General features: G+C 51.9%; 23 protein-coding genes and 1 pseudogene. All 24 read left to right on the top strand.

The features are described 5' to 3' along the window. Nucleotides 1-11 precede the first annotated feature (11 nt). Nucleotides 12-740 (top strand): biotin--[acetyl-CoA-carboxylase] ligase, encoded by a 729-nt coding sequence (locus tag ACNA05_RS00210; RefSeq protein WP_415809355.1) that lies wholly within the window; start codon nt 12-14, stop codon nt 738-740. Between the two features lie 8 nt (nt 741-748). Then, nucleotides 749-1,528, top strand: coding sequence for a type III pantothenate kinase (locus ACNA05_RS00205; RefSeq protein WP_415809354.1), 780 nt, complete (start codon nt 749-751; stop codon nt 1,526-1,528). Nucleotides 1,529-1,572: 44 nt separating this feature from the next. Continuing rightward, nucleotides 1,573-3,267 carry a ribonuclease J gene (locus tag ACNA05_RS00200; RefSeq protein ID WP_415809353.1) on the top strand — a complete coding sequence of 565 codons (1,695 nt, stop codon included), beginning with the start codon at nt 1,573-1,575 and terminating at the stop codon, nt 3,265-3,267. Then, nucleotides 3,264-3,668, top strand: a complete 405-nt coding sequence (gene mce / locus ACNA05_RS00195) for a methylmalonyl-CoA epimerase (RefSeq protein ID WP_415809352.1) — start codon at nt 3,264-3,266, stop codon at nt 3,666-3,668. Before ACNA05_RS00200 ends, mce begins: the two co-directional genes overlap by 4 nt. A gap of 12 nt (nt 3,669-3,680) precedes the next feature. Beyond that, the gene (locus ACNA05_RS00190) at nt 3,681-3,953 is read left to right on the top strand and encodes a DUF1467 family protein (protein WP_415809351.1); all 273 of its coding nucleotides are present in this window, start codon (nt 3,681-3,683) and stop codon (nt 3,951-3,953) included. A 101-nt stretch (nt 3,954-4,054) separates the two neighbouring features. Further along, the gene (gene proS, locus ACNA05_RS00185) at nt 4,055-5,380 is read left to right on the top strand and encodes a proline--tRNA ligase (protein ID WP_415809350.1); all 1,326 of its coding nucleotides are present in this window, start codon (nt 4,055-4,057) and stop codon (nt 5,378-5,380) included. Beyond that, nucleotides 5,377-6,675: an ABC transporter permease gene (locus ACNA05_RS00180; RefSeq protein ID WP_415809349.1), complete on the top strand. Its 1,299-nt coding sequence runs from the start codon at nt 5,377-5,379 to the stop codon at nt 6,673-6,675. The genes proS and ACNA05_RS00180 overlap by 4 nt, the downstream gene beginning before the upstream one ends. A gap of 9 nt (nt 6,676-6,684) precedes the next feature. Further along, the gene (locus tag ACNA05_RS00175) at nt 6,685-7,389 is read left to right on the top strand and encodes an ABC transporter ATP-binding protein (protein ID WP_415809347.1); all 705 of its coding nucleotides are present in this window, start codon (nt 6,685-6,687) and stop codon (nt 7,387-7,389) included. A 339-nt stretch (nt 7,390-7,728) separates the two neighbouring features. Continuing rightward, the gene (dnaE, locus tag ACNA05_RS00170) at nt 7,729-11,187 is read left to right on the top strand and encodes a DNA polymerase III subunit alpha (protein ID WP_415809345.1); all 3,459 of its coding nucleotides are present in this window, start codon (nt 7,729-7,731) and stop codon (nt 11,185-11,187) included. A 235-nt stretch (nt 11,188-11,422) separates the two neighbouring features. Then, a pseudogene (gene rpsB / locus ACNA05_RS00165) lies at nt 11,423-12,238 on the top strand (30S ribosomal protein S2); the annotation flags it as partial. 394 nt (nt 12,239-12,632) lie between these two features. Continuing rightward, the gene (tsf, locus tag ACNA05_RS00160; protein ID WP_415809343.1) at nt 12,633-13,556 is read left to right on the top strand and encodes a translation elongation factor Ts; all 924 of its coding nucleotides are present in this window, start codon (nt 12,633-12,635) and stop codon (nt 13,554-13,556) included. Between the two features lie 206 nt (nt 13,557-13,762). Next, nucleotides 13,763-14,479 carry a UMP kinase gene (pyrH, locus tag ACNA05_RS00155; protein WP_415809341.1) on the top strand — a complete coding sequence of 239 codons (717 nt, stop codon included), beginning with the start codon at nt 13,763-13,765 and terminating at the stop codon, nt 14,477-14,479. 58 nt (nt 14,480-14,537) lie between these two features. Further along, nucleotides 14,538-15,095 carry a ribosome recycling factor gene (gene frr, locus ACNA05_RS00150; protein WP_415809339.1) on the top strand — a complete coding sequence of 186 codons (558 nt, stop codon included), beginning with the start codon at nt 14,538-14,540 and terminating at the stop codon, nt 15,093-15,095. Between the two features lie 2 nt (nt 15,096-15,097). Beyond that, complete coding sequence (locus tag ACNA05_RS00145; protein ID WP_415809337.1) at nt 15,098-15,826, top strand: isoprenyl transferase; 729 nt, start codon at nt 15,098-15,100, stop codon at nt 15,824-15,826. A 17-nt stretch (nt 15,827-15,843) separates the two neighbouring features. Further along, nucleotides 15,844-16,683: a phosphatidate cytidylyltransferase gene (locus ACNA05_RS00140; protein ID WP_415809336.1), complete on the top strand. Its 840-nt coding sequence runs from the start codon at nt 15,844-15,846 to the stop codon at nt 16,681-16,683. A gap of 4 nt (nt 16,684-16,687) precedes the next feature. Beyond that, a complete protein-coding gene (gene dxr, locus ACNA05_RS00135; RefSeq protein WP_415809334.1) occupies nt 16,688-17,860 on the top strand; it encodes a 1-deoxy-D-xylulose-5-phosphate reductoisomerase in 1,173 nt (390 codons plus the stop codon). A gap of 92 nt (nt 17,861-17,952) precedes the next feature. Then, on the top strand, nt 17,953-19,149 hold the full coding sequence (locus tag ACNA05_RS00130; RefSeq protein ID WP_415809332.1) for a M50 family metallopeptidase: 1,197 nt from the start codon (nt 17,953-17,955) through the stop codon (nt 19,147-19,149). A gap of 12 nt (nt 19,150-19,161) precedes the next feature. Further along, nucleotides 19,162-21,726, top strand: coding sequence for an outer membrane protein assembly factor BamA (gene bamA, locus ACNA05_RS00125; RefSeq protein WP_415809330.1), 2,565 nt, complete (start codon nt 19,162-19,164; stop codon nt 21,724-21,726). Nucleotides 21,727-21,728: 2 nt separating this feature from the next. Beyond that, complete coding sequence (locus ACNA05_RS00120; RefSeq protein WP_415809328.1) at nt 21,729-22,307, top strand: OmpH/Skp family outer membrane protein; 579 nt, start codon at nt 21,729-21,731, stop codon at nt 22,305-22,307. A 54-nt stretch (nt 22,308-22,361) separates the two neighbouring features. Beyond that, entirely contained in the window at nt 22,362-23,378 is a 1,017-nt protein-coding gene (gene lpxD, locus ACNA05_RS00115) for a UDP-3-O-(3-hydroxymyristoyl)glucosamine N-acyltransferase (protein WP_415809326.1), read from the top strand. Further along, nucleotides 23,375-23,842, top strand: coding sequence for a 3-hydroxyacyl-ACP dehydratase FabZ (gene fabZ, locus ACNA05_RS00110; protein ID WP_415809325.1), 468 nt, complete (start codon nt 23,375-23,377; stop codon nt 23,840-23,842). The genes lpxD and fabZ overlap by 4 nt, the downstream gene beginning before the upstream one ends. 12 nt (nt 23,843-23,854) lie before the next feature. Next, a complete protein-coding gene (gene lpxA, locus ACNA05_RS00105) occupies nt 23,855-24,652 on the top strand; it encodes an acyl-ACP--UDP-N-acetylglucosamine O-acyltransferase (RefSeq protein ID WP_415809323.1) in 798 nt (265 codons plus the stop codon). Nucleotide 24,653: 1 nt separating this feature from the next. Next, entirely contained in the window at nt 24,654-25,484 is an 831-nt protein-coding gene (locus ACNA05_RS00100; protein WP_415809321.1) for an LpxI family protein, read from the top strand. Beyond that, nucleotides 25,477-26,622 carry a lipid-A-disaccharide synthase gene (gene lpxB / locus ACNA05_RS00095; protein ID WP_415809319.1) on the top strand — a complete coding sequence of 382 codons (1,146 nt, stop codon included), beginning with the start codon at nt 25,477-25,479 and terminating at the stop codon, nt 26,620-26,622. Before ACNA05_RS00100 ends, lpxB begins: the two co-directional genes overlap by 8 nt. Nucleotide 26,623 lies beyond the last annotated feature (1 nt).

The following is a 26,623-nucleotide window of genomic DNA, read 5'->3' as shown; positions in this document are numbered from 1 at the left end:
GGTTTGACACTTTGAAGTTTCTCTATTTTGATCAGGTCGGATCCACGCAAGACATTGTGAAGGATCTGGCTCAAGCAGATGAAATTGAACCGACATGGGTCATGGCGGACCGTCAAACAAAAGGGCGCGGACGCCGTAGCCGGGAATGGGTTTCCAGAGACGGAAACCTTTTTGCCAGCGGCTTATACCCTTGGAAAGCTGACCCAACATTAAAACCATTGGCGAGCTTCGTTGTGGCCTTGGCGGTGGCGAAAACTTTCGAAAGCTATATCAACCCCGTTTTGATCAGCTTGAAATGGCCCAATGACGTTCTGGTGGCGGGCGCAAAAATTGGGGGCATCTTGCTGGAAGCCGGGGAAGGCTGGCTGACTATCGGGATTGGCTTGAACCTACAGCACCACCCCGAAGACCAGCCCTATCCGGTTACCCATTTATTGGCGCATATCCCGGAGGCAGATATGGCGGGGGCAGAGCCTGTCTTTGCCGGAGCTGACCCGATCCTAGCGCAACTGAGTAAGTTCATTACTGAAGGACTCGAAACTCTCCAAACCAAAGGGTTTGCTCCCATACGTGAAGCCTGGCTCTCCCGCGCCGCTCGCCTTGGTGAAACGATCACAGTTAATTTGGATAGCGAACAAATTACAGGAACGTTTGAAACGCTCGGGGAAAATGGAGCATTGCAGCTCCGCCTCGGGGATGGCACTCTGCGAAATATACTCGCGGGCGATGTCCTGCTCTAGGAATTTCTATGCTGCTGGCCATTGATACCGGAAATACCAACACACTTTTTGCGATCCACGATGGCAAGGACTGGATTATCGAATGGCGCATTGCGACGGATTCCACCCGAACGGCGGATGAATATGCAGTCTGGTTTCACCAGCTTTTGGAAATGCAGGGGCTGAGCTTTAAAGATATTTCGGACTGCGTGATTTCCACCGTTGTTCCGCAAGGCCTGTTCAATATGCGCAACCTCGCGCGTCGCCACCTTAATATAGATCCCATCATTGTGGGAGAGGAGGGGGTTGATATCGGAATCGGCGTTCGGATTGATAATCCGGAACAAGTCGGGGCGGATAGATTGGTCACGGCACTTGGCGGGGTGCAGCGATATGATGGCCCGCTCATTATCGTCGATAGCGGGACGGCGACCACCTTTGACGTCGTTTCAGGAGATCGCCATTTCGAAGGCGGTATTATCGCGCCGGGGATAAATCTCTCCGTAAAGGCTTTACATGAGGCAGCGGCGCGGCTCCCCCGCATCGAAATTAAAAAGCCTGCGAGGGTCATAGGCAAAGATACGGTTGGCGCGATGCAATCCGGTATTTTCTGGGGCTATATCGGATTGATTGACGGTCTTGTGACACAAATAATCGAAGAAGACGGCCGGGACTTTACCGTCATCGGCACGGGCGGGGTAGCGTCCCTTTTCGAAGGCGCATCCGCGACAATTCAGCATTACGACTCGAAATTGACGATTGATGGACTATATGAGATTTGGCGCCTGAACAGGCAAAAGCCATCTTAGAAGTAAAAGACACACTGACACTTTCGTCAGAACAAAGATAATTTATGAAAAAAAGTAAAAAACAGGGCGATGAATTCGTCTTTCTGCCTTTGGGTGGAAGCGGCGAAATCGGAATGAACCTCAATGCCTTCGGCTTCGGCCCGGAAGATAACCGCCAATGGGTTATTGTTGATATCGGCGTGACATTTGGCGGCCCGGATACACCCGGCGTTGAAATCATTATGCCCGATATTTCCTTCCTAGAGGAACAGCGCGGCAATATTCTCGGCATTGTGCTGACCCATGCCCATGAAGATCATATGGGCGCATTGGCCCGTCTCTGGCCGCGTCTGCGCTGCCCGGTCTATGCGACGCCGTTCACAATGTACCTGGTTAAAGATCGCCTGAGCGAGTTCGGTTTGCTCGACAGCGTCGAACTTCGGGACGTGCCCCTGAAAGGCTCATTTAGTCTCGGCCCGTTTGATTTCGACATGATTACTCTGACACACTCAATTCCAGAACCGAACGCGCTCGTTATCAAGACTGCCTTAGGCACCGTTTTACATACGGGTGACTGGAAAATTGATCCGTCGCCGCAAATCGGTGAACCTGTTGATGAACAAGCATTGCGTGAATTAGGCAAAGCAGGCGTGACCGCTATGATTTGCGACTCAACCAATGTCTTCACCCCAGGCGAAGCCGGATCTGAAGAGGGCGTTCGCGAAGAACTGGAGAAAGTCATCCGCGAATATAAAGGCGTCGGCGTCGCCGTCGCAGCTTTCGCGTCTAATGTGGCCCGCTTGGAATCCGTCATGATGGCGGCCAAAGAAAATAACCGATCTGTCTGTCTTGTTGGACGCTCCATGAAACGCATGGTCGGCGCGGCCAAGTCAGTCGGCTTGCTAAAAGATGTCGGCGCTTTGATCAGTGAGGAGGAAGCCTCCTCAATGCCGGCGGCGCACGTTCTTTATCTGTGTACAGGTAGCCAAGGGGAGCCGCGCGCGGCCTTGTCGCGTATCGCTGCCGGACTGCACCGCAATGTAAAATTTGGCGAAGATGATGTTGTTATCTTCTCGTCCAAAATCATTCCCGGCAATGATAAAAATATTTTCGCCCTGCAAAATGCCCTGGCTGATGACGGCGTGCATATCGTGACGGAAAAAGACCGCCCGATCCACGTGTCGGGTCACCCTTGCCGAGATGAGTTGACCCGTATGTATGACTGGGTGCAGCCGGAAATTGCCATACCCGTCCACGGGGAGCGTCGTCACTTACTGGAACATGCGCGGCTTGCAAAATCTCTTGGCATTAAAAAAGCTTACCCGCCGAAGAACGGCGAAATGATACGGATTGCCCCGAGTGGCCCGGAAGTTGTAGATATAACGCCATCAGGACGCCTGCATCAGGACGGAACGGCGATTGTTTCCTCTTTGGATGAAGGTCTCCGCCTCCGCCGCAAAATGGCTTATGCAGGGCATGTTAGTGTCAGCCTTGTGGTCGACCAGAAAGGCCGGATTGTCAGTGGCCCCGAGCCCCGTATTAGCGGTTTCCCTGAAGGGAAAGACGGCGAGATTTTGGAAGTGCTTCTGGATATTGTTGAAGACGCCGCGATGGAGGCTTATGACGAGCTGTCGCAAAGAGCGCTCAAGGATGAGGAACTGATCGAAGAGAAGCTGACCTCACGGATCAAGCGCCGCGTCAGAGAACGAACAGATAAACGCACAATTGTTGAAGTTATAGCTCATAAGGTGAAAACATGATTGGCCCTTTAAACCATGTCGGTGTTGCCGTCCCGGATATTGAAAAAGCACTCGATTTTTATCGCGATATTCTTGGCGCAACAGATTGCACAGAGCCCGAGGTTCTGGCGCCGCAGGGCGTGAAATTTGCCTTCGTCAACCTCCCGAGCGGGCAGGTTGAGTTGATTGAACCTTACGGTGAAAAATCACCTATTATCAAGTTCTTGGAGAAAAACCCTAAGGGCGGACAGCATCACATCTGCTTTGAAGTCGGTGATATTCACGAGGCCAAGGCCTTGATGGAAAAACGCGGTATGCGCGTTTTGGGCGAACCTCGAATTGGCGCACATGGCACGCCCGTTGTCTTTCTCCATCCCGGAGATGCGGGCGGCGTGCTAATCGAATTGATGGAAAGTCACTAAGGACTAGCTCTCATGAATTGGTTCTCTTTACTGGTTATGTATTTGATCATTTGGTGGGTCGTGCTGTTTGCCGTTTTACCCATCGGCGTGAAAGGACAGGCAGAATCTGACGACGTTGTTCAGGGCTCAGAACCCGGAGCGCCTGTAGACAGCCAGATAAAGAAGAAGTTTCTAATCACCTCAGCTGTCGCAACGGTTCTCTGGATTATCGCTTGCGGCCTGATCGTCTCGGGTTGGTTGAGTTGGGACATGTTTGGGGCGCTGGTTAAGCAAAACGATTATTAGTCTCTCCGGCTGACGAATAAAATCTTCCCGCTAGCAGAGGCTTTGACTTGTTGCCTTGGAAAAGTCGGGCTATGCCGAACCTTTATTAAATCGAGTCTTTTATGCGTCTTTCCAATTACTTCCTGCCGCTTCTGAAAGAGACACCGGCTGAAGCCACTATTGCCTCGCACCAATATATGTTGCGGGCGGGGATGATTAAGCAAAACAGCGCCGGTATTTATAGCTGGCTGCCGCTTGGCCTGAAGGTTCTCCGAAATATCGAACGCATTGTCCGCGAAGAGCAGAACAAAGCCGGCGCGGTCGAAATGCTCATGCCGACAATTCAGAGCGCAGACCTCTGGAAAGAGACAGGGCGCTATGATGCTTACGGGCCTGAAATGCTCCGCATCACAGATCGCGGCGACCGCGAGATGCTTTATGGGCCGACCAATGAAGATATGATCACGGATATCTTCCGCAGTTATGTCCGCTCTTACAAAGACTTACCCAAGCTTCTTTATCATATTCAGTGGAAGTTCCGCGATGAAACACGTCCGCGATTTGGCGTTATGCGCGGCCGCGAATTTCTGATGAAAGACACTTATAGCTTTGATATCGATAAGGAAGCGGCTCGTCTGTCATACAACAAAATGTTTGTGGCTTACCTCAATACGTTCTCGCGTCTGGGCCTCAAGGCTATTCCGGTCAAAGCGGATACAGGCCCGATTGGCGGGGACTTGTCCCATGAATTTGTTATCTTGGCTGAGACCGGCGAAAGCGAAGTCTTCTGTCACAAAGACCTGGTCGAAATGGACGCACCCGGGGACGTTGATTTCTCCGGCGACCTTTCAAACTATGTGGACGAGAGAACGGCTCTCTATGCCGCAGCGGACGAGATGCACGACGCGGACGAATTTGCAAAAATTCCCGAAGACAAGCAGCTCACGGCGCGCGGCATCGAAGTCGGACATATTTTCTATTTCGGTGACAAATATTCCGGGCCGATGAAGGCCAAAGTTATGGGCCCTGACGGCAAAGAGCATGTCGCCATGATGGGCTCTTACGGTGTCGGTGTGTCGCGTTTGGTTGGCGGCATTATCGAAGCCAGCCACGACGAAGCCGGCATTATATGGCCAAAATCGGTCGCGCCATTTGGGGTCGGCATCATTAACCTGAAAGCAGGGGACGCCGAAGCGGATGCAGCGTGCGAAGACCTTTACAATCAACTCTCAGATGCAGGATGCGATCCTCTTTACGACGACACATCTGACCGGGGCGGGGTCAAGTTCTCTCGTATGGACCTCATCGGCTTGCCTTATCAAGTGACAATTGGCCCGCGGGGACTCAAAAAGGGCGTAGTGGAGATTAAAAACCGCCGCTCCGGTGAACGCCATGAACTCAGCCCGGCGGCGGCTATAGTGTTCTTGCAAACGGAACTCGGCTCTTGAGCCAAGACGTTCCCATAAAGCAAAACAAACCCTTCGGCGCGATTGAGCGCCGTATCGCCATGCGCTATTTACGGGCGAAGAAATCCCAAGGCGGCGTGGGCTTGATCGCCGCCATCTCCTTTACTTGTATCATGCTGGCGATTGCCGCGATGATCATCATTATGTCAATCATGAACGGTTTTCGTGATGATATGATCCGCCTGACAGTCGGAAGCGAAGGCCACATGTATGTCGCGAGTTCCTCGCCGCAACCGACGCCAGAAAGCATGAAAGAAATGGAGCAGCGCCTTGCCGAAGTACCGGGCGTGGATGAAGCCTTTCAATTCAATCAGAGCTATACCGGCGTGCAGGCCAACGGGCAGTTTTCCTTGGCCCAAGTGATCGGTATTCGGCCCGAAAATTTAAAAGAATACGATCTCATCTCGGACTCCGTAACGCAAGGCAGCCTGGAGACATTCGGACTGGGCGCAGGGTCTGATCAGACCATAGCGATCGGCGCGCGCTTGGCAGCGGGACTCGGCCTTCGGGCAGGGGACAAGCTAATGGTTTTCTCGCCCCGCACACGCACAACTGTCACAGGCCCGCAACCGATTAAAAAGGTCTACACGATTGGAGCCGTTTTCGAGGTCGGACTCTTGGTTACAGATCAAACCTATATTTATATGGATTACAACGAAGCGACGCTTCTCTTTGACGGGGGCAAACTCTCCGGCGAGATTCAGCTCAGACTGGATAATCCGGATATGATTGACGTATTGAAAAAGCCTGTCGGAAATGCGGCTCAAGAGCCAGTTTTCATCACGACGTGGAAAGACCGGAACGCCACAACGGCGACTGCCCTGCGCACCGAACAAATCGCCATGCGCTTTATTTTTATGATTGTGGTGATTATCGCGGCGTTCCCCGTTTTGGCCTCGATGATAATGTTGGTGAAAAACAAGTCGAAGGATATCGCAATCCTCAGAACAATCGGGGCGTCGCGCGCAGGGGTTCTGCGCATCTTTTTCATGTCGGGCGCAATGATCGGAATTCTCGGCACTCTTGCCGGGCTGATTTTCGGCATCCTGTTCTGCTTGAATATTGGCGCTGTTCAGGCCGCGATTGAATTTGTGACGGGGACAGAATTGTTTCCTGAAGATGTCTATCAGCTCTCTGGCGGCATCCCGGCCAAGATCGTCTGGACAGAAGTCTTTGGCGTCGCGTTTTGGGGGTTCCTTATTTCTGCCGCCGCCACCTTCTTTCCGGCTCTCAGCGCGTCGAAAGTCGATCCGGTCGAAGGCCTGAGATATGAATAGGGGGATGACATGAGCCATACCCGACCCATCCTGTCTGTGCGGAACCTGCACCGTTCTTATGAGTCCGGCCCGTCCATGCTGAACGTTCTGTCCGGCGCGGATATAGATATTTTTCCTGGCGAAATGGTCGGCCTGATCGGGCCTTCCGGCTCAGGGAAATCTACGCTGCTTCACGCTGCCGGACTACTCGAAAAACCTAATGCCGGAGAAGTCTATATTGGCGGACGGGAATGTCTGAAACTCTCTGACGATAAACGCACGGCCATCCGCCGCGAAACCATCGGCGTTGTCTATCAATTCCACCATTTGCAAAAAGAGTTCTCGGCCGAGGACAATGTCGTCATTCCGCAAATGATTGCCGGCAAGACCGAGCGCAATGCCATAGCTGAGGCGCGGCGGCTTTTAACGCTCTTGGGGCTAGAGGCCCGAATGCATCACAAGCCGTCTCAAATGTCGGGCGGAGAGCAGCAGCGCGTCGCTATTGCTCGGGCTTTGGCGAATAAGCCGAAAATCCTATTGGCGGATGAGCCGACCGGAAATCTTGATCCGGCCACGTCCTCTTCGGTGTTCCAAAGCCTGTTTGACCTGACCCGCAGGGAAGGGGTCGCCGCTCTCGTCGCGACGCATAATATGGAACTGACGCAATATATGGATCGTGTCTTTACGGTACGTGATGGCCTTGTCGTTCCGCTGAAAGCGTCAGGCAGAGTCTAACCCGCCGCAGCTTAAACCTCAGACAACTCATCTTGCGGGACGGGTACACCTCGCCGGTCCTTTCCGCATGCTCTGGAATCACTTATCCACAGAAGAGCAGGAATATATCCCCAGAATCAGTTTGACTCTTGTGCAAAGACGTATAGAACAAAGACAGAACATCAACAGTTTTATTGGGGATAAAAATGGCAAAACAACTCGCAATGGATATCGTTTCAGGCGCCGTTCTGGCAGGGTTCGTCGGCGTAATGACGATGTGGATGATGGTCTTGGGGGGATAGCCCTCGATTGATATAAGAGATGCCCTGAGTAAATTAGGGCTGATTGAAAGGAGAGGGCATGGCTGTTCGTCGTCTTGATTTTGTACCTCTTCGAACGCGCTCGCCTTATTCTATGTTGGAGGGCGCCCTAAAAATGAAGCCGCTTGGCGCGCGGTGCGCGGATTGGAATTTTCCGGCTGTCGGTCTGACTGATACGAATAACCTCTGCGGCGCGCTTGAATTCTCCGACACGATGGCGGGCTTTGGTCTGCAGCCGATTATCGGGGTCACGTTATCTATGGATATCGGCGTGCCGCTGCAGCCTGGCCAAATTCGTAAAGACCCGGACGGTACGCTCGTTCTTTTTGCTCAGAATGAAAAAGGCTATGAGAACCTCATGGCTCTGTCTTCCTCGGCCTTTCTGGATGTTGAGCCGACGGATTTGGCACATGTGAAAGCAGACTTTCTGACGGGCCGAACTGAAGGCGTCATCGCGTTGACGGGCGGGCCTGATGGCGTGCTAAACAAGCTGATTGTCCAAGACCGAATGGCAGAGGCGGAAAGCTGGCTTGACCGCTTAATGTCTCTTTTTTCGGACCGGCTTTATGTTGAGCTACAGCGCCATAATACGCCTGAGGAGGAAAAGGCCGAACCAGTCCTTCTTGATTTTGCTTATGATAAAGCTCTCCCGCTCGTGGCAACCAATGAGCCTTATTATCTCGATCCTGAAATGCACGAAGCTCATGACGTTCTGCTCGCTATGTCGGAAGGCTCTTATGTTTTGGAAAAGAACCGGCGCAAGCTAACGGGGCATCATTATTTAAAATCGCCCGAGCAGATGCTGGAGCTCTTTGCAGACTTACCAGACGCGATTGAGAACACTTTAAATATCGCGCGTCGCTGCTCCGTGAAATCCGAAAAACGTAAACCTATTTTGCCTAACTTTGGTGACGGCTCTTTGTCAGAGGCAGATATTCTGGCGCAGCAGGCGAAAGACGGCCTTCGCAAACGGCTTGAGGTCGTTGATATGGCCGATACGGAAGAGGCCTATTTCGAACGGCTCGATTTCGAACTCGGCATTATCGAAAATATGGGATTCCCGGGGTATTTCCTGATCGTTGCCGATTTCATCAAATGGGCCAAGGATCACGGCATTCCCGTCGGACCGGGGCGCGGCTCCGGCGCGGGATCCGTTGTGGCTTGGGCGCTGACAATTACGGATTTGGACCCGCTGCGATACGGTCTCCTGTTTGAACGTTTTCTCAATCCGGAACGGGTCTCCATGCCCGATTTCGATATCGACTTTTGCCAGGAGCGCCGCGGCGAAGTTATTGATTATGTGCGCCGGAAATATGGCGACGGGCAGGTGGCGCAGATTATCACCTTTGGAACCTTGCAGGCCCGCGCCGTCGTGCGCGATGTCGGTCGGGTGATGCAAATGCCGCTCGGTCAAGTTGACCGCCTGGCGAAGCTCGTGCCGTCCAATCCGGCCAACCCCGTCTCTCTGGCGCAGGCCATTAACATGGAGCCAGCTCTACAGGACGCCCGCAAAGCGGAGCCGTCCGTCCGCGCGCTTTTGGATACGGCGCTGCAACTCGAAGGGCTGTATCGTAACGCGTCGACCCATGCGGCGGGTGTTGTCATTGGCGATCGTCCTCTGCAACAGCTTGTCCCGCTCTACCGCGACCCCCGCTCTGATATTCCGGCCACACAGTTTACCATGAAGTGGGCCGAAAAAGCCGGCATGGTGAAATTCGACTTTCTGGGTTTGAAAACCCTGACGGTGATCGACCGCTGTTTGAAATATCTTTCCAAACGCGACATTACTGTCGACTGGTCGAAAATCAGCACCAACACGCCCGAGGCCTACGCTCCTCTCTCCGAAGGTCTCTCGGCGGGCGTGTTCCAGCTTGAAAGTTCCGGGATGCGCGACGTGCTCCGGAAAATGGCGCCGGGCTCAATCGAAGAGCTAACCGCCTTGATTTCGCTCTACCGTCCGGGCCCGATGAGGAACATTCCGGATTATATTGACCGAAAGTTTGAACGTCAGGAAATTACCTTTCCCCATCCCAAACTGGAATCTATCCTGCAAGAGACTTACGGGATTATCATCTATCAGGAACAGGTGATGGAGATCGCGAAAACCCTGTCCGGGTTCTCTTTGGGGGATGCGGATTTGCTGCGCCGCGCCATGGGTAAAAAAGACCAAGCGGAAATGGATCGGCAAAAGTCGAAATTTATCGACGGCGCCGTTCAGCGCGATGTGGACGGCCGTTTGGCGGGCGAAATTTTTGAACTCGTCAATGAATTTGCGGGTTACGGGTTTAACAAATCCCACGCCGCTGCCTATGCCATGATCTCTTTTCAGACTGCGTATTTGAAAGCGCTCTATCCGGCGGAATTCATCGCCGCGATTATGTCTCTTGATCTCGCCAATGTCGAAAAATTGGCGCAGTTTTATCAAGAGGGTAAACGCATGGGGCTCGAGATTGAGCCGCCCTGCGTGAACCGGTCTCAGGCGGATTTCGATGTGAAAGACGGTAAGGTCCTTTACGCTTTGGGGGCGCTCAAAAATGTTGGACTGGACGCGATGCGCCATGTCATCAGCGTTCGGGAGGAGGGCGGTCCGTTCAAGGATTTATACGATTTTGCCCACCGCGTTGATATGCGCCTTGTCAACAAACGCGCTATAGAAAATCTGGCGCGGGCCGGCGCGTTTGATTGTCTCGACCTGAACCGGGCCAGCGTTTTGGCCTCTTCTTCAATATTACAAGATATAGGCACCTTGGCTGCGCGCGAGCGCTCCAGCGATCAGGTAAGCTTGTTCGGCGACGCCGTGCCCATGGAAGACCCTGATCTGGAATATGCTCCGCCGTGGGGCTCGATAGAAACGCTAAATCATGAACTCGGCGCAGTCGGATTTTACCTGGGCGGGCATCCATTGGATGAACATCTGGAAAAAGGTAGTCTCAATAAATGCACGAGCGCTGTTGATATTGGTGAGCGCTTTGCCAAAAGCGGCAAGGAGTGTAAACTTAACCTCGCGGGTGTCGTCTTGCGCAAACAAGAGCGTCTGTCCAAACGCGGTAAGAAGTTTGCTTTCGTTGCTTTGTCTGATCCGACCGGAGAATATGAGGTCTTATTTACGGAGAAGATCCTATTGGCCAATCGGGATTATCTCAGTCCCGGAAATCTGGTGCAGGTCAAGGTCAAGGCTGAGGGCGGAGACGGGGATGTACGCCTTTTCGCCGAAGCCATGACGGCCTTGGATGCGAAACCGCCCGAAGCCAAAATTGTCGGTATCGATATCCGCCTCAGAAACGCCACGGCAGAGACGCTGGATTCTCTGGAGACGCTTCTTCATCAGCTCAAAAACGCGCCCTATCAAAATGCCGGCTATATCAAGATTACGGCGCCTTTGGATAAAACTCGTGAGGCCAGTTGGAAGCTCGCCGGAAGCTGGGGAATCGATTTGAAAATTCAGAAGGCGATAAGAGTCAATCAGGCCGTCGAAATCATCCGCGAGATCGCGGCTTAACGCGCTTTAGCCCGATTCACCGGCCGCTACGGTTTTAGAGGCCGGTAAACTGTTTAATATATCAGCCATCCGAATAAATCCCTTGCATCCCGGCCTATTTACGCTATGTCGCCCCCACTAATTCGCATGCAGGTGCGGGCGTCCGGCATATAGCCTTTCGTCCATTCCGGTGAGTGGCCCCGTGGTGGGGAGACTTCACACCCTGCATATGGTCAACCGGAACAAGGAGATATCCATGGCCCTACCTGAATTTTCAATGCGTCAATTGCTCGAAGCTGGCGTTCACTTTGGTCACCAGACACATCGCTGGAACCCAAAAATGGCCCCGTATATTTTCGGTGCCCGTTCAAACATTCATATTCTTGACCTGTCCCAGACAGTTCCTCTTTTGCACCAGGCTTTGAAAGAAGTCCGTGACGTTGCCGCCAAGGGCGGTCGTGTCCTTTTTGTGGGTACAAAGCGCGCGGCGTCAGAGCCTGTTGCGGCTGCGGCGAAGCGCTCTGCTCAATATTACGTCAACCACCGCTGGCTCGGCGGAATGCTGACAAACTGGCAGACTGTAACGAAATCCATCACACGTCTGAAAGAGCTTGAAGCCATGCTCGGCGACGAAGGCGCAGACGCAGATACTGGCTTGACCAAGAAAGAAAACCTCAAGCTTGCCCGCGAAATGGAAAAGCTCGAAAAAGCTCTCGGCGGTATCAAAGACATGGGCGGCAAGCCTGATTTGATGTTTGTCATCGACACAAACAAGGAAGGCATCGCTATCTTGGAAGCCCGCCGTCTGGGCATTCCTGTCGTCGCCGTTCTAGATTCAAATTGTGATCCTGAATCTGCCGACATGCCAATCCCAGGCAATGACGACGCGGCTCGCGCCATCCAACTTTATTGCGAATTGGTTGCTGACGCTATTCTTGACGGCATGACAGAAGCCGCGGCCTCTGTCGGAGCTGACCTCGGCGCGTCCGAAAATCCGGAAGAGCTAGCCATGAATATGGAGCCAGCTAAAGAAGAAGCTCCTGCCAAAGAGGCCGCTCCGGCTAAAGAAGAAGCGGCTCCATCTCCAGCACAAGAAGCGACAACGGCTCAGCCTGCTACGCCAGAGCAGAAAGCAGACGTGAAGCCTGATCTCAGCGATATTGCCGACATTGACGGCATTGGCCCGAAGTACAAGAAAGTGCTTGAAGACGCCGGCATCACATCTTTGCAAGTTATGTCAGAGCTGACTGAAAAGCAGATTGAAGAGCTAGAAGAAGCTCATGACCTTGGCGGCAAGCTTGCGGCGGGTGACTGGGTTGAGCAAGCCAAAGCTATGGTTTCAGGTAAGAAGTCCTAAGCTTCGACTTTGAAATTTAGGGGCGGAAACTTCGCCCCTTCCATTTTTCTTTTCGCGCCCCAAATAGGGGCCGAACCTATTTATTGATTGACCCATAAGGAGACCTCCCATGGCACAGATTACAGCCGCAATGGTGAAAAGCCTGCGTGATCAAACATCCGCCGGTATGATGGATTGTAAAAAAGCATTGAACGAAACAGACGGCGACCTCGAAGCGGCGGCGGATTGGCTTCGCACCAAAGGTATCGCTAAAGCCGGCAAAAAAGCCGGCCGCGTTGCCGCAGAAGGCCTTGTCGCGGTTGCGCTTGCGCCAAAGACCGGCGCCGTCGTCGAAGTCAATTCCGAGACAGACTTTGTCGCCCGGAACGAAGCTTTTCAAACTGCCGTTTCTGAAATCGCTGAATTGGCTGTTACAGTCGACAGCACAGAAGAATTGGCTGCAGCGAAAACAGCTTCTGGCGAGAGTGTGAAAGACCATTTGACCACACTTGTTGGCAAAATTGGTGAGAACATGTCTCTGCGCCGCATGGAGCGTCTGACTGTTTCAGAAGGCGCCGTAGCTGGATATATCCATAACGCCGCGACAGAAGGCATGGGTAAAATCGGTGTTTTGGTCGCGCTCGAATCTGCCGGTGATGTCGCAAAGCTGGAAGAGCTTGGCAAAAAAATCGCTATGCACATTGCCGCGACAAACCCGCTGGCTCTGACAGTTGATGATTTGAATCAGGATTTGGTGGCAAAAGAGCGTGAAATGCTCAAAGCGGAAGCTTTGGAATCCGGCAAGCCGGAATCCATTGTTGATAAAATGGTCGAAGGCCGCATGGTCAAATTCTTCAAGGAATCTGTTCTTATGACACAGATCTTTGTCATGGACGGCGAGCGGTCCATCGAGCAGGTCATTGCTGATGAATCCAAAGCCCTTGGCGCAGATATCAAAATGACTGGCTATGTCCGCATGGGCGTCGGCGACGGTATCGAAAAGAAAGAAGAAGACTTCGCTGCAGAAGTCGCGGCCGCTGTTAAAGGTGCGTAACTTCGCATAAACTTCGGAACCAAACGGTTTCGGGTAAGATTAGAAAACCGCGTCTCGTTTGAGGTGCGGTTTTTTCTTGCCCGGAATTTGCCTATGTCTGTGATACTCTTGGAGCATAACGGACAATCACCACTGGCATCACTCGTCTCAAACGTTATAACCCTTAAAAACCGAGTCTTTTCTGACTGGGGCATGACAGGTAGGCCATGACGACATATAACTATAACCGCGTTCTTTTAAAACTTTCCGGTGAAGCCCTAATGGGGGATCAAGAGTACGGAATTGATACCAAAATGACGGCTAGGATTGCCAAAGAAGTGGCAGAGGCCCATGCCAAAGGCCTCCAAATTGCGCTTGTCATCGGTGCCGGCAATATCTTTCGCGGATTAAGCGCGGCGGCAGGCGGAATTGAGCGTTCTACCGCCGACTATATGGGCATGTTGGCGACTGTTATGAACTCTTTGGCGATGCAAAGCGCGCTGGAACAGCAAGGCGTGGATACGCGCGTGCTGTCCGCCATTCCTATGCAGACTGTCTGCGAGCCTTATATCCGCCGCCGCGCAGTTCGTCACATGGAAAAGGGACGGGTTGTTATCTTCGCTGCAGGCACAGGGAACCCTTATTTTACAACCGACACAGCGGCGGCGCTTCGGGCGGCGGAAATGCGGTGCGGGGCTTTGCTTAAAGGCACGCAGGTTGACGGAGTTTATGACAGCGACCCCAAACTCAATCCGGAGGCTAAACGTTATGACACGCTGACTTATCAAAAAGTTCTGACGGATGATTTGAAAGTGATGGACGCAGCGGCTGTGACTTTGATGAGAGAGAATGACATCCCGATTATCGTGTTTTCATTGCATGAGCAGGGCGGATTTGACAAAGTCATGTCGGGCAAGGGAACCTGCACCACAATACGAACGTGATCCGGGCTTAATTTAGCCTAGCGTAAGGGTTAGACGAAATAGAATTTGGAGACGCCAAATGGCTGATTTTAAAATGGCGGATTACCGCAAAAGAATGGACGGCGCACTCGCGTCTCTCAGAAATGAATTTAGCGGGCTGAGAACGGGCCGCGCCAACGCCGGACTTTTGGACGGGATTCATGTTAATGCCTATGGGTCTGAAGTGCCGCTCAATCAGGTCGGGTCTGTCAGCGTTCCAGAGGCGCGTATGTTGATGGTCAGTGTCTGGGACAAAACCATGGTTACTGCCGTCGAAAAAGCGCTGCGTCAAAGCACGCTAGGACTCAACCCAATCACAGACGGTCAAACCCTGCGTATCCCTATGCCGCCTTTGACGGAAGAACGCCGCCGGGACTTGACCAAGGTTGCCGGAACCTATTCCGAGAACGCGAAAATCGCGGTCCGAAATGTTCGCCGGGATGCGATGGACACGCTCAAAAAGCTGGAAAAAGCTTCGGAAATTTCTGAGGATGAGCACAAGGCGCATTCCAGTGACGTTCAAAAAGCAACAGACGCGGTGATTGGTGAAATTGACAGCGCGCTAGAACACAAATCCAAAGAGATTATGCAGGTCTAAATTTGGGGCTTACGTCGACATATCACGACCGTTTTCCGGCCCATATAGCCATTATTATGGACGGGAACGGACGTTGGGCGCAAGCCCGACATCGTCCGCGCGTCTTTGGGCATCAGGCGGGGGTCAAAACCGTTCGCCGCATTGTCGAAGCCGCGTCGGAGATAGGGGTGAAGTGTCTGACGCTTTATAGCTTTTCGACAGAAAATTGGTCTCGGCCAAAAGCTGAAATTGCGGCGCTTTTTAACCTGCTACGCGAATATGTCGAGCAAGACTTACAAACCCTGCATGATCGGGGCGTAAGAATTCGTATCTTGGGGTCTCGTGAGGGATTAAAACCCGACCTCTTGGCTCTTATTAACCGGGTGCAATCCACTACGGCGGATAATTCACAATTTGAACTCAATATTGCGTTTAACTATGGCGGACGGGATGAATTTCTCCGCGCGACGAAGCGCGCTATCGCGGCGGGACATACCGAAGACACTCTGACTTCTGAGGTCCTGGAGTCATTTCTCGATACGGCGGGTCTGCCTGATCCGGATCTTGTTATCCGCACGAGCGGTGAAAAACGGATTAGCAACTTTCTGCTTTGGCAGGCGGCCTATGCAGAATTTGTATTTACGGATACTCTCTGGCCGGACTTTACCAAATCCGATCTGGAAGCATGTATCGACGAGTTTCAAAGTAGGGATCGCCGATTTGGTAATCTATCGGCTTCGGAAGTGGCGTAAGTGATGAGCGTGTTGTCATGAGCCCGTCCATTCTGCCAGAGTCGAAAAAGACTTGGAAAAATCTGGGAATTCGGGTCACGTCAGCTGTGGCGCTTGCACTTGTTTGTATGGCGCCGTTTTATTTTGGCGGCTGGCTCTGGGCGGCTCTGGCGGCGCTTTTTACTATCCGTGTAAGTTATGAATGGGTTCGCATGTCGGATCTGACAGCCACTCGGCTGTCTTATATCCTGCCTATTCTTGGAATTCTTGTGGGCTGTATTTATGCGGTTCAGGGCCTCTGGATATATGCAGCTATTGCCACTGTGGTGACGGCTTGGCTCTGCGCGGCGGAGCGTATGCGGCGCAGCGGTGGATGGAAATGGGCCGGGATGGGGCTATTATATATCCTCATACCTTGTCTGACGATTATTGGCCTTCGCGGAAATGCGGTTGGATTTGATACGAGCGGTTTCAAAACGCTTTTTTTCATTATTGCTGTCGTGGTCGCCGCAGATGTGGGGGCTTATTTCGGCGGGAGCTATTTTAAGGGGCCGAAGCTTTCGCCAAAACTTTCTCCCAACAAAACCTGGTCAGGATTTTTTAGCGGACTTGTTCTTGCTATTCTTGTGGGCGCGTTAGTTACCTTAATCATACAAGAGGGGCTTCTCTTAGGTTTGCTTATGGCTGTTCCTGTCGTGCTTCTCTCTGTCGGCGGAGACCTTTTTGAAAGCGGTCTGAAACGCCGCTTGCAGGTGAAAGACACGGGCGAGCTTTTACCTGGGCATGGGGGATTGCTAGACCGGCTAGACAGCTTGATGGCGGCGAGTGTCGGATCCGGGCTTCTCATTCTCGTTTTCCCTGCTCTCTGGCCGATTTAGATCCATGACGAAGCGATTGACGGTTCTGGGGTCCACAGGATCTATTGGCGAAAACACACTTGATATTGTGGCCCGCGCAGAGCCGGGAACCTATAAAATTGTTGCTTTGACGGCATGCCGTTCAGCCCAGAAATTGGCGGAGCAAGCCATCAAATTTGACGCCGAATTTGTAGCTCTGGCAGACGAAAGTCAGGGACACATATTAAAGTCGGCTTTGTCAGGCACGAATATCGAAATCGGGTTGGGGTGTGAGGCCTTGGTAGACGCCGCCGCTTTGGAGGCGGATTTCACGATGGCGGCCATTATGGGAGCTGCGGGGCTAGAGCCTACGCTCGCTGCTGTCAGGCAAGGGCGTCATGTCGGGCTGGCGAACAAGGAATGCCTTGTTTGCGCGGGCGACCACTTTATGTCCGAAGTGAAAAGGCACGGGGCAACGCTTCTGCCAGTAGACAGCGAACATAATGCTATATTTCAGGTTCTGGAAGAGGAAACAAAAGGGGTAAGACGCCTGATTTTGACGGCTAGCGGCGGCCCGTTCCGAACGCTCAGCCGCGACGCGCTAAAAACGGTTACGTGTCAGGACGCTTTAGCTCACCCTATTTGGAATATGGGCGCGAAAATCAGTATTGATTCGGCGAGTTTGATGAATAAAGGGCTTGAGTTGATAGAGGCGAGCTACCTTTTTGACCGTCCGTCTGCGGAAATTGACGTGATCGTCCATCCGCAATCCATTATCCATTCAATGGTCGAATATATTGACGGGTCTGTTTTGGCCCAAATGGGCTCACCCGATATGCGAACCCCCATTGCCTACGCCATGGGCTGGCCCGCCCGGATTGCCGCCCCGGTTGAGCGGCTTGATTTTGCTAAAATCAGCGAACTTACTTTTTTCGAGCCTGATTTAGAGACCTTTCCAGCTCTGAGACTTGCGAGAGAAGCGCTGGAAGCAGGCGGCAAAGCGCCCAATACGCTCAATGCGGCGAATGAAGTTGCCGTGGAAGCCTTCCTATCTGAAAAAATCGGGTTTCTGGATATTTCTCAAATGGTTGAACGCACATTAAGCCACTTAAGCCGCGATTCTGATTTTTCTCGTCCGGCCGCTTCAATCGATGAAATACTCGCCTCGGATGCACAGGCCCGCCGCACTGCACATGAGCAGATTGTAAACTTGTTATAGCCCGAAAAAACAGGCAAACCCTGCGCCAGTGTAAGAGTTGAGCGTGATTAACCTCACATTCGACAAAACTTGAAGGGGACAAATGGGCCGACATGCTTTCAGGCTTGATTGATATCGCCATTTTCTTGAGCAGTTTTATTCTTGTTCTGTCCTTTCTCGTCTTTTTTCACGAGTTAGGTCATTACAGTGTAGGCCGCTTTTTCGGGATTGCTGTTGACCGGTTCTCAATTGGGTTCGGACGGCCAATTGCCAAATGGAAAGCCAAAAGCGGAACAGAGTGGATGATTGCCCGGATTCCATTGGGCGGATATGTCAAATTTGCCGGAGATGCCTCTGGCGCCAGTAATCCCGACGCCGAAGCTTTGGCCGCTATGAAGGCAAAAGCGGAACGTGAAGGCGGCCCGGGCATCGAGAATATCTTCCATTTCCGCCCTGTCTGGCAAAGGGCTCTGGTCGTCTTAGCCGGACCCTTGGCCAATTTCCTGCTCGCCGCCATTATTTTTGCGGGTATCGGCTTTACTTATGGCAGCTATGATCGCGCCTCTCTGGTGGGAAGTGTCCAAGAAGGCAGTGCCGCTGAACAGGCCGGAATCCTGCCGGGCGATGAAATTCTGACAATGGACGGCGAAGATGTTTCAACTTTCACGAAACTTACCCGTTATGTCACTTTGCGAAGCGATACGGACATTGAGACTGAAATTCAGCGAGACGGCGAGGTTATCCAGCTTAATCTTGCGCCAAAACGCGTGGAAGAGCGTGATTTTGTTGGAGGAAAGTCCTCTTCGGGCAAAATTGGTGTTTATATAAATAGCACTGAAGCCGAACTTATTCACCTTGAATACGGACCGCTTCAATCCGTAGGGTTTGGCGTCTCTAAAGTCGGCGAAACTCTTGCCATGACAGGTACTTATGTGGGCCGTATGTTTCAAGGCAAAGAAGACGGCCGGCAATTGGGCAGCGTCGTTAAAATTGCAACAATTACAGGGAAATCCGCTGTCGACGCCGCAAAGGCGGATAAGCCTTTTGGGCAACGTATGGAGGACCTCCTTCTCCGTATGGTGCAGCTGGCGGCAGCAATTTCAATCGGACTGGGTGTAGCAAATTTAATGCCTATTCCCGTGCTCGACGGTGGACATTTGGTTTACTACGCTTATGAAGCCGTAGCGGGTCGTCCGCTTAGTCAAAAAAAACAGGAGTACGGGTTCCGGATAGGCTTTGCAGTTTTGCTTACACTCTTCGTCATCCTTACGATCAACGATATCGGCTACGTCAGTAGTTTCTTTTCCTAAATGGACGTGTTCATGCTTTCACTTGCGAGACATCGCCAAACAGATTTAAACCCTGTTCCTCTCTTTAGGGGGCTTCAGGCTGTTCTAGTTGCTTTTGTGCTGCTCATCGGCTTTTCGGCCTATGCGCAGGAAGCTCAGACGCCAATTCCTCAAACGCAGACGCCTCAGGCCGGAAATCCTGCGCCGGAAGCCGTTCAAGCGCCAACCGTTATCAAATCCATTCAGGTTTCTGGAAATCAGCGGGTCGAAGCCAATACCGTCGCCTCTTATCTTTTGTTTGCGCCGGGCGATCCTTATAGCGAGTCAAGAATCGATACGTCTCTTAAAACCCTTTATGCGACGGGGCTTTTTGCGGATGTAGCGATCGACCCGCGCGACGGGAATGTTCTGATTCAGGTGATTGAAAACCCAATTATCAACCGCGTTATTTTCGAGGGGAACAAGTCTTTAAAAACGGACAAAATCACAGATGAGATTGAGGCCGAGCCTCGTTCGATTTTCACCCGTTCAGATATTCAAGAAGACGTGCAACGCATTATTGAGCTTTATCGTCAATCTGGCCGTTTCGCCGCGACCGTCTCTCCAAAAGTTGTTCAACAACCCCAGAACCGTGTCGATTTGATTTTTGAAATTGCGGAAGGCCCTGTCACAGGCGTAAAGCGGATCAACTTTATCGGGAACGCAGAGTATGCCGACCGTGAGCTTCGCAAACAAATTGTGACCGCCGAATCCCGTTGGTATAAATTCTTCAGCTCAAACGACAATTATGACCCGGGTCGTCTGGAGTATGACCGCGAGCAATTGCGGACATATTACACAAACCGTGGCTTTGCCGACTTCCGTGTCGTGTCTGCCGTTGCCGAGCTGACCCCTGATCAGGAAGATTTCTACATCACCTTTACGATGGACGAGGGCGAGGAATATCGGTGGGGTGACATTTCCGTTGAAACGCAACTGGATGAATTGGACCCGGAGTTTTTGGAGCGTTTGATTCGTATCCAAACCGGCGAGATTTATAATGCCAGCCAAGTTGAAACTGCGATTGATACGCTGAACTTCGCCGCCGGCACGACCGGATACGCGTTTGTTGATATTCAGCCTGATATTCGCCGCAATCGCGATACCAAGACCGTTGATCTCGTTTTCAATGTTGTCGAAGGCCCCCGCGTCTATATCGAGCGTATTGATATTGTCGGTAACACGACGACATTGGACTATGTTATTCGCCGTGAAATGGAATTGGTCGAAGGCGACGCCTTTAACAGAATTTTGCTTGATCGGTCCCGCAACCGCGTCCGTGCTTTGCGTTTCTTTGAGGAAGTTGAAATTACTGAGACGCAAGGTAGCTCGCCTGATCGCGCCGTTGTTGAGGTAAAAGTTAAAGAACAGCCGACAGGGGAACTCAGCTTCTCGGCCGGTTTCTCCTCAGCAGATGCCTTCCTCGTGGACATGTCTATTACGCAGCGTAACCTTCGCGGTCGGGGACAATTGCTACGTTTCGTCATACGGGCTTCATCTAACCGCCGTGAGATCGACCTTCGATTTACTGAACCGCGCTTTTTGGGACGAAACCTTGCGGCCGGTGTGCAGTTATTTGACGTTACTATCGACTTCCTAGAGGAGGCGGGCTTCCGTCAATCCAGAACAGGTGGACAGCTCTCTCTCGCCTTTCCGCTGACGGAAAATACATCCCTATCGACTCGTTATTCACTGCGTCAGGAAGATATTGAATTCCCACAGCAAAATCAGTGTGCGGCTCTGAACGCGACCTCACAAGCAGGCGGCGCTCGGCCTCAGGACTTGCAATTGCTTTCCCTGTGTGAGCAGTCAGGGGGACGTATTTCCTCGATTGTCGGATACACATTCTCCTGGGACCGCCGAAATGACCCGATTACTCCCACTGGCGGGTTTGATGTAAACTTCAGCCAAGACGTGGCGGGTGTTGGCGGCGATGTAAAATATCTCCGTACAGATGTTCGGGCGAATGCTTATAAAGGTCTTTACAAAAATGTTATCGCAAGTGCGACACTGGCTGGCGGTTATATCCGCGGCTGGGGCGGCGATGACGTCACCATTAACGACCGTTACTTCAAAGGTAACTTTGACTTCCGCGGCTATGATAACGCCGGTATCGGTCCTCGTTTGGTGCAAGTTGACGGCGAAACAGGACAAGTTACTCAGCGCCTTAATGCCCTAGGCGGGAACGCCTTTGGTTTGGCTTCAGCCGAGGTGAGTTTTCCGGTTGGCGTGCCCAATTTGTTGGGTAGTCTATTCTTAGAAGCCGGAACCGTGGGTCTATTGGATGACAGTTTCAAATCTGATTTTGTCTCTGCCAGTAACACGCCCGGCGTTGAAGTAGGAGATGCCTGTGGCGCCGTTACGGATGATGGGAACGATGCAACGTTTGTTACGTGCCAGCGTAGTATCGATGACCTCTCTATTCGTGCCATGCTCGGTGCGTCTATTTTCTGGGAAAGTCCATTCGGTCCGATCCGTTTCGACTTTACCAAACCACTTCGACAGTTTGACTACGATGATCGTAAGTCATTTCAGTTCACAACCCGTACAAGGTTCTAATCATGTTTAAAAAAATCACTCGCGCTTCTGCACTTGGTTTATTTGCTCTGGCTTCCATGAGCACATCTGCCTTTGCTCAAACCGTTTTGGTCGTTGATTCTCAAAAAGTGATCAGCGAATCTAAAGTCGGCAAATATGTCGCTTCTCAGATAAAATCCATCGAATCGACCGCTTCAACCGAAGTCAAAGGCAAGCAGTCCAGCCTTGAAAACAAAGCGAAGACGTTGGGCACTCAGTATGACGGCAAAAAGCAGGCTGACCTTATTAACGACCCAGCTTTCAAAGCCCAGTACACGCAACTTCAAAAGGATCAACAGGCCTTTCAAGCAGAGTACCAAAAGATAAACAAAGAAATGCAGATTACTCGCCAGAAAGCGATTATTCCTGTGATGAAGAAATTCTCAGAAATCGTGAATACTGTCGGCGCGCAACGTAATGCAGACGTCGTTGTTGATATCAATTCGGCTCTTTACTTTAGCCCGACGGCGGACATCACGCAGACGGTGCTGACGAAACTTGATCAGCAAATGACCACGACACCTGTTGTCAGAGAGCGTTTGCCCAACCAACCGACCCAGTAATCGGTTTCCGATTATAAATTTGTGAAACGGGGTCAAACTGCGCTATCAATTCCTATGTTTGACCCACGTTTTTACACACTTACAGGCCCTCTAAGCCTCGCCGATCTCATTGAAGGATTGGACGTAGAGCTTGAGCCTCATTTTTATGATGAAGAAATTAAAGCCCCGTCCGCTCTGGCAAATGCTGAGGCCGGGGCTTTGTCATTTCTGCACGATAAACGCCGAAAATCTGACCTGGAAGGGTCAAAAGCGACAGCCTGCCTCGTGACACACCGTTTGGCCCCGGCCATTGGCGAGCGTAAGATTATCCCAATTCTCAGCGCGTCTCCCCGAGCCCATTTCGCCCGCATGTGTGAAAAACTTGTTTCAGTAGAGACTCAAAATAAAGACCAGAACATTTCATCTGAGGCGGAAGTGCACCCCACGGCGATTATTGGCCCGGGGGTTCATCTGGCCAAAGGCGTTAAAATTGGACCTTTTTCTGTAATAGGTCACGGCGTGAGCGTCGGAGAAAACACCGAAGTCGATCCTCACGTCACTTTATCTTTCTGCGAGATCGGTAAGAACTGTCGTATCAAAGCCGGGGCGGTCATTGGCGGGTCCGGGTTTGGCGTTGCGAAAGACGAGCTGGGTCTAATCAATATTCCACATTTCGGCCGCGTTCTCTTGGGCGACAGGGTGAGCGTCGGTTCCCAGACTTGTATAGACCGGGGACAGCTCGGCGATACTGTCCTTGGCGACGATGTGAAAGTCGATAACCTCGTCCAAATTGCGCATAATGTGGAAATCGGTGACGGTTCCATGCTGGCAGGTCATGTCGGCGTTTCCGGTTCCTGCATAATTGGCAAAAATGTTCAGATGGGCGGAAATGTGGGGTTGGCCGATCATTTGAACATTGGCGATAACGTGATGATTGCGGCCAGAGCCGGGGTCATGCATGATATTCCAGCCGGGGAAGCGTGGAGCGGAATTCCGGCTATGCCCATCAGAGAACATATGAGGGTAGTAAACGCGACCCGGAAACTAGCTCAACGCCCTAAAAAGAATGCTTCCAAAAAGGATGATTCATGAGCGACCTGGACAAAATGAATTTTCCCTTGGATCGGGACGCCGTCAAAAACTATTTGCCCCACCGAGACCCGATGCTTTTCATCGACAGAGTTCTAGAAGCGGATGAAACCTCCATAAGAGCCGAATCGGATATCGACGGCCAAGCCCCTTTCTTCAAAGGTCACTTTCCAGATTTACCGATTCTACCCGGCGTTATGATTATTGAAACTGTCGCGCAGGCAGGTGCCTTAATTGTTTCATTGAGTTCGGGCTTGCAAGAGGGGAGCTTTATCGCATTTTCGGGTGTGGAACAGGCGAAATTTAGACGCCCGGTTTACCCCGGCGAAACCCTTTCAATTAAAGCCCGAATAGACCGTCACCGCCGGGGATTCTACAAATTCTCGGGAGAAGCCTATGTCGGAGAGGCTTTGGCCGCACAATTGCAGTTTTCTGCGACTCAAATGGTCTTTGACCAAAATGACTGATAAGGATTAGTCATGACGTCTCAAATTCACCCAACCGCAATTGTTAGCCCCAAAGCTCAACTTGGGAATAATGTTTCTATTGGGCCATTCTGTATCGTCGAGGACAATGTCACTCTAGGTGACAACACAAGGCTTATTAGCCATGTGAGCCTGACAGGCACGACCACGCTCGGTAAAGACTGCGTACTCTATCCCTATGTTTCCATGGGCCATCCTCCGCAGGATTTTAAACATAAGGGCGGAGCCGTTTCTATTGAAATCGGAGACCGATGTACGTTTCGGGAAAATTCAAACGTGCATCCCGGCACGGACGCCGGAAACCCCGTCACCCGAATAGGAAATGAGTGCTATTTTATGGTCGGGACCCATTTGGCCCATGAAGGTCAAATGGGAAATAATTGCGTCGTCTCTAACGGCGTTCAAATTGGCGGCAACGTCAATATTGGGAACCATGTCATTCTAGGCGGCATGTCAGCTATCCACCAGAATACCCGCATCGGAGATCATGCTTTCGTTGGCGGAGGCGCACTCGTGACCCTTGACGTGATTCCTTACGGCTCAGTTATTGGCAACTCAGCGCATTTGGCCGGATTGAACGTAATCGGTCTGAAACGTCGCGGATTCTCCAGAGAAAAAATCCGTGATCTTCGATCTGCCTACCGTCTGTTATTTGCAGAGGAGGGCACATTTGCGGAACGATTGGAATATGCGCAAGAGGCCTATCCCGACCACGAGCTCGTCTTGGATATTGTAAGCTTCGTCCGGGACCAGGACAAACGGCGAATCTGTATGCCGCACACGGGTTGGTAAAATGAAACTCGGCCTGATTGCAGGGGGCGGTGACCTTCCAAAACATGTTGCCTATGCCGCCGGCGAAGAGCTGGGACAGGTGATAGTTCTGGATGGATTTGGCCATCCAGATGACTTTCCGAACGCCGCCGTGATTAGATTGGCGCGATTCGGAAAAATTGTCAAAACGCTCAAAAAGTCCGCGTGTACGCATGTCTGCTTTGTCGGCTATGTTGACCGTCCGAATTTCAAGAATATGAAGCCTGATTTACGAGCTTTATTCCTCATGCCAGGCGCGATGAAAGCCGCGACAAATGGCGATGATGCGCTCCTCCGGCACATCTTGGGGCTTTTTGAGAAAGAGGGCTTTGAGATTATGTCTCCCCAAGAGGTGTGTGTTGATTTGTTGTTACAGGAGGGCGCTCTTGGCGCTGTCAATCTTCCTCGGGCGCATCGCGAAGACGCTCTGACAGCCTGCCATATTGCTCAGGTCATAGGAAGCTTGGATATCGGACAAGGAGCTGTTGTTGCGAGGGGCGTAACACTGGCTGTTGAAGCTCAGGAAGGCACAGACGCTATGCTGCGCCGCGTGGCGTCTCTGCCGCAGGATTTACGAGGTACAGCTGGTGAACGTGTTGGAGTTTTGGCGAAAATGGTGAAACCCCGACAAGATCAACGTGTAGACCTTCCTGTGATCGGCCTAGCGACAGTTGAAAACGCCGCCGCCGCCGGGTTAGCGGGCATTGTCGCCGAAGCTGGACGCGCCTTTGTTCTGGACGAAGAATCTGTTGTGGAAGCCGCAAACAAGCACGGAATATTCGTGCTCGGACTTCCCCCTTCAGAGAATGACTGAGCTTTTTATCGTAGCCGCAGAACGCTCCGGCGATGAGCTGGGCGCGGCCCTGATACGCGACCTTAAAGCCCGTGATGAAGCCCTCTCTATTGAAGGGATAGGAGGCGCGTCTATGGCGCTTGCCGGGACGCCGTCATTGATGGACATGACAGGGTTGAATATTTTGGGGTTTGTAGAGGCCCTTAAAAACTATCCTTTGGTACTACGGAAAGTCAAAGAATGCGTAGATATAATTCTCCGAAAGTCTCCGGACGCTGTTGTTCTGATTGATAGCTGGGGCTTTATGGTGCGTGTCGCCCGGCGGCTTAAAGCAGCAGGATTTAAAGGCAAAATTATTAAATATGTTGCGCCGCAGGTCTGGGCCATGCGGTCTGGACGCTCAAAGACACTCGCTCAGTCTGTAGATTTGTTGCTGAGTATTCAGCCTATGGACGCGCCGTATTTCGAGCGGCACGGTCTCGAGACAATCTATGTAGGTAATCCGGTTTTTGATACGGATTTTTCTAAGCATCAGGGGGCGGACATTAAGGCGCAATATGGTCTTGGCGACCGGCCGCTCTTATCTGTTTGGTTCGGCAGCCGGCCTTCGGAAATTGCAACACTCGCCGAGGATTTCAAAAAGACGGTATTATCCCTCAAACAGATTTTCCCGGACCTGGTTGTCTGTGTTCCTGTCGTCGAATCGATCAAAACTCAGTTAGAGCCGTACCTTGCCGATCTGAGGGGACTGGAAGAGATACACATTGTCGATGAAACCGAAAAGCTGGCGGTTATGTCGGCTTCGACGGCCGCTTTAGCCTGCTCAGGGACGGTGACTTCGCAATTAGCCGGATTCGGCGTGCCGACCGTGGTGGCTTACCGGGTCAACGCCATCACCTATTTCCTGGCGAAACAAGTTTTCAAACTTAACTATATTTCGATCGTAAATATCGCCTCAGACCGCGAGTTAATGCCGGAATTCATACAAGGTGACGCCACGCCGCCCAATTTGGCAAAGGCCGTCTCGCAATATTTGGACAGCGCCAAAGCGCGGGACTTTGCCTCTCAAGCGCTTTTGGCCCAGACGCGATTAATGGGCGCAGCTAGCGGACAAAAGGCCAGCGAAAAGGCCGCTCAGGTAATCCTGGCGGCCTTATAAA

This window comes from Litorimonas haliclonae (assembly GCF_965138505.1).
Lineage (GTDB): Bacteria > Pseudomonadota > Alphaproteobacteria > Caulobacterales > Maricaulaceae > Litorimonas > Litorimonas haliclonae.
Note: the sequence above shows the minus strand (reverse complement) of the source record. Positions and strands in the feature narration are given on the sequence as shown.

Excerpts from the sequence above, each read along its gene's own strand:
- ACNA05_RS00205 (WP_415809354.1), top strand. The coding sequence starts at position 749 with ATGCTGCTGGCCATTGATACCGGAAATACCAACACACTTTTTGCGATC.
- ACNA05_RS00200 (WP_415809353.1), top strand. The coding sequence starts at position 1,573 with ATGAAAAAAAGTAAAAAACAGGGCGATGAATTCGTCTTTCTGCCTTTG.
- mce (WP_415809352.1), top strand. The coding sequence starts at position 3,264 with ATGATTGGCCCTTTAAACCATGTCGGTGTTGCCGTCCCGGATATTGAA.
- ACNA05_RS00190 (WP_415809351.1), top strand. The coding sequence starts at position 3,681 with ATGAATTGGTTCTCTTTACTGGTTATGTATTTGATCATTTGGTGGGTC.
- proS (WP_415809350.1), top strand. The coding sequence starts at position 4,055 with ATGCGTCTTTCCAATTACTTCCTGCCGCTTCTGAAAGAGACACCGGCT.
- ACNA05_RS00175 (WP_415809347.1), top strand. The coding sequence starts at position 6,685 with ATGAGCCATACCCGACCCATCCTGTCTGTGCGGAACCTGCACCGTTCT.
- dnaE (WP_415809345.1), top strand. The coding sequence starts at position 7,729 with ATGGCTGTTCGTCGTCTTGATTTTGTACCTCTTCGAACGCGCTCGCCT.
- tsf (WP_415809343.1), top strand. The coding sequence starts at position 12,633 with ATGGCACAGATTACAGCCGCAATGGTGAAAAGCCTGCGTGATCAAACA.
- pyrH (WP_415809341.1), top strand. The coding sequence starts at position 13,763 with ATGACGACATATAACTATAACCGCGTTCTTTTAAAACTTTCCGGTGAA.
- frr (WP_415809339.1), top strand. The coding sequence starts at position 14,538 with ATGGCTGATTTTAAAATGGCGGATTACCGCAAAAGAATGGACGGCGCA.
- ACNA05_RS00140 (WP_415809336.1), top strand. The coding sequence starts at position 15,844 with ATGAGCCCGTCCATTCTGCCAGAGTCGAAAAAGACTTGGAAAAATCTG.
- dxr (WP_415809334.1), top strand. The coding sequence starts at position 16,688 with ATGACGAAGCGATTGACGGTTCTGGGGTCCACAGGATCTATTGGCGAA.
- ACNA05_RS00130 (WP_415809332.1), top strand. The coding sequence starts at position 17,953 with ATGCTTTCAGGCTTGATTGATATCGCCATTTTCTTGAGCAGTTTTATT.
- bamA (WP_415809330.1), top strand. The coding sequence starts at position 19,162 with ATGCTTTCACTTGCGAGACATCGCCAAACAGATTTAAACCCTGTTCCT.
- ACNA05_RS00120 (WP_415809328.1), top strand. The coding sequence starts at position 21,729 with ATGTTTAAAAAAATCACTCGCGCTTCTGCACTTGGTTTATTTGCTCTG.
- lpxD (WP_415809326.1), top strand. The coding sequence starts at position 22,362 with ATGTTTGACCCACGTTTTTACACACTTACAGGCCCTCTAAGCCTCGCC.
- fabZ (WP_415809325.1), top strand. The coding sequence starts at position 23,375 with ATGAGCGACCTGGACAAAATGAATTTTCCCTTGGATCGGGACGCCGTC.
- lpxA (WP_415809323.1), top strand. The coding sequence starts at position 23,855 with ATGACGTCTCAAATTCACCCAACCGCAATTGTTAGCCCCAAAGCTCAA.
- ACNA05_RS00100 (WP_415809321.1), top strand. The coding sequence starts at position 24,654 with ATGAAACTCGGCCTGATTGCAGGGGGCGGTGACCTTCCAAAACATGTT.
- lpxB (WP_415809319.1), top strand. The coding sequence starts at position 25,477 with ATGACTGAGCTTTTTATCGTAGCCGCAGAACGCTCCGGCGATGAGCTG.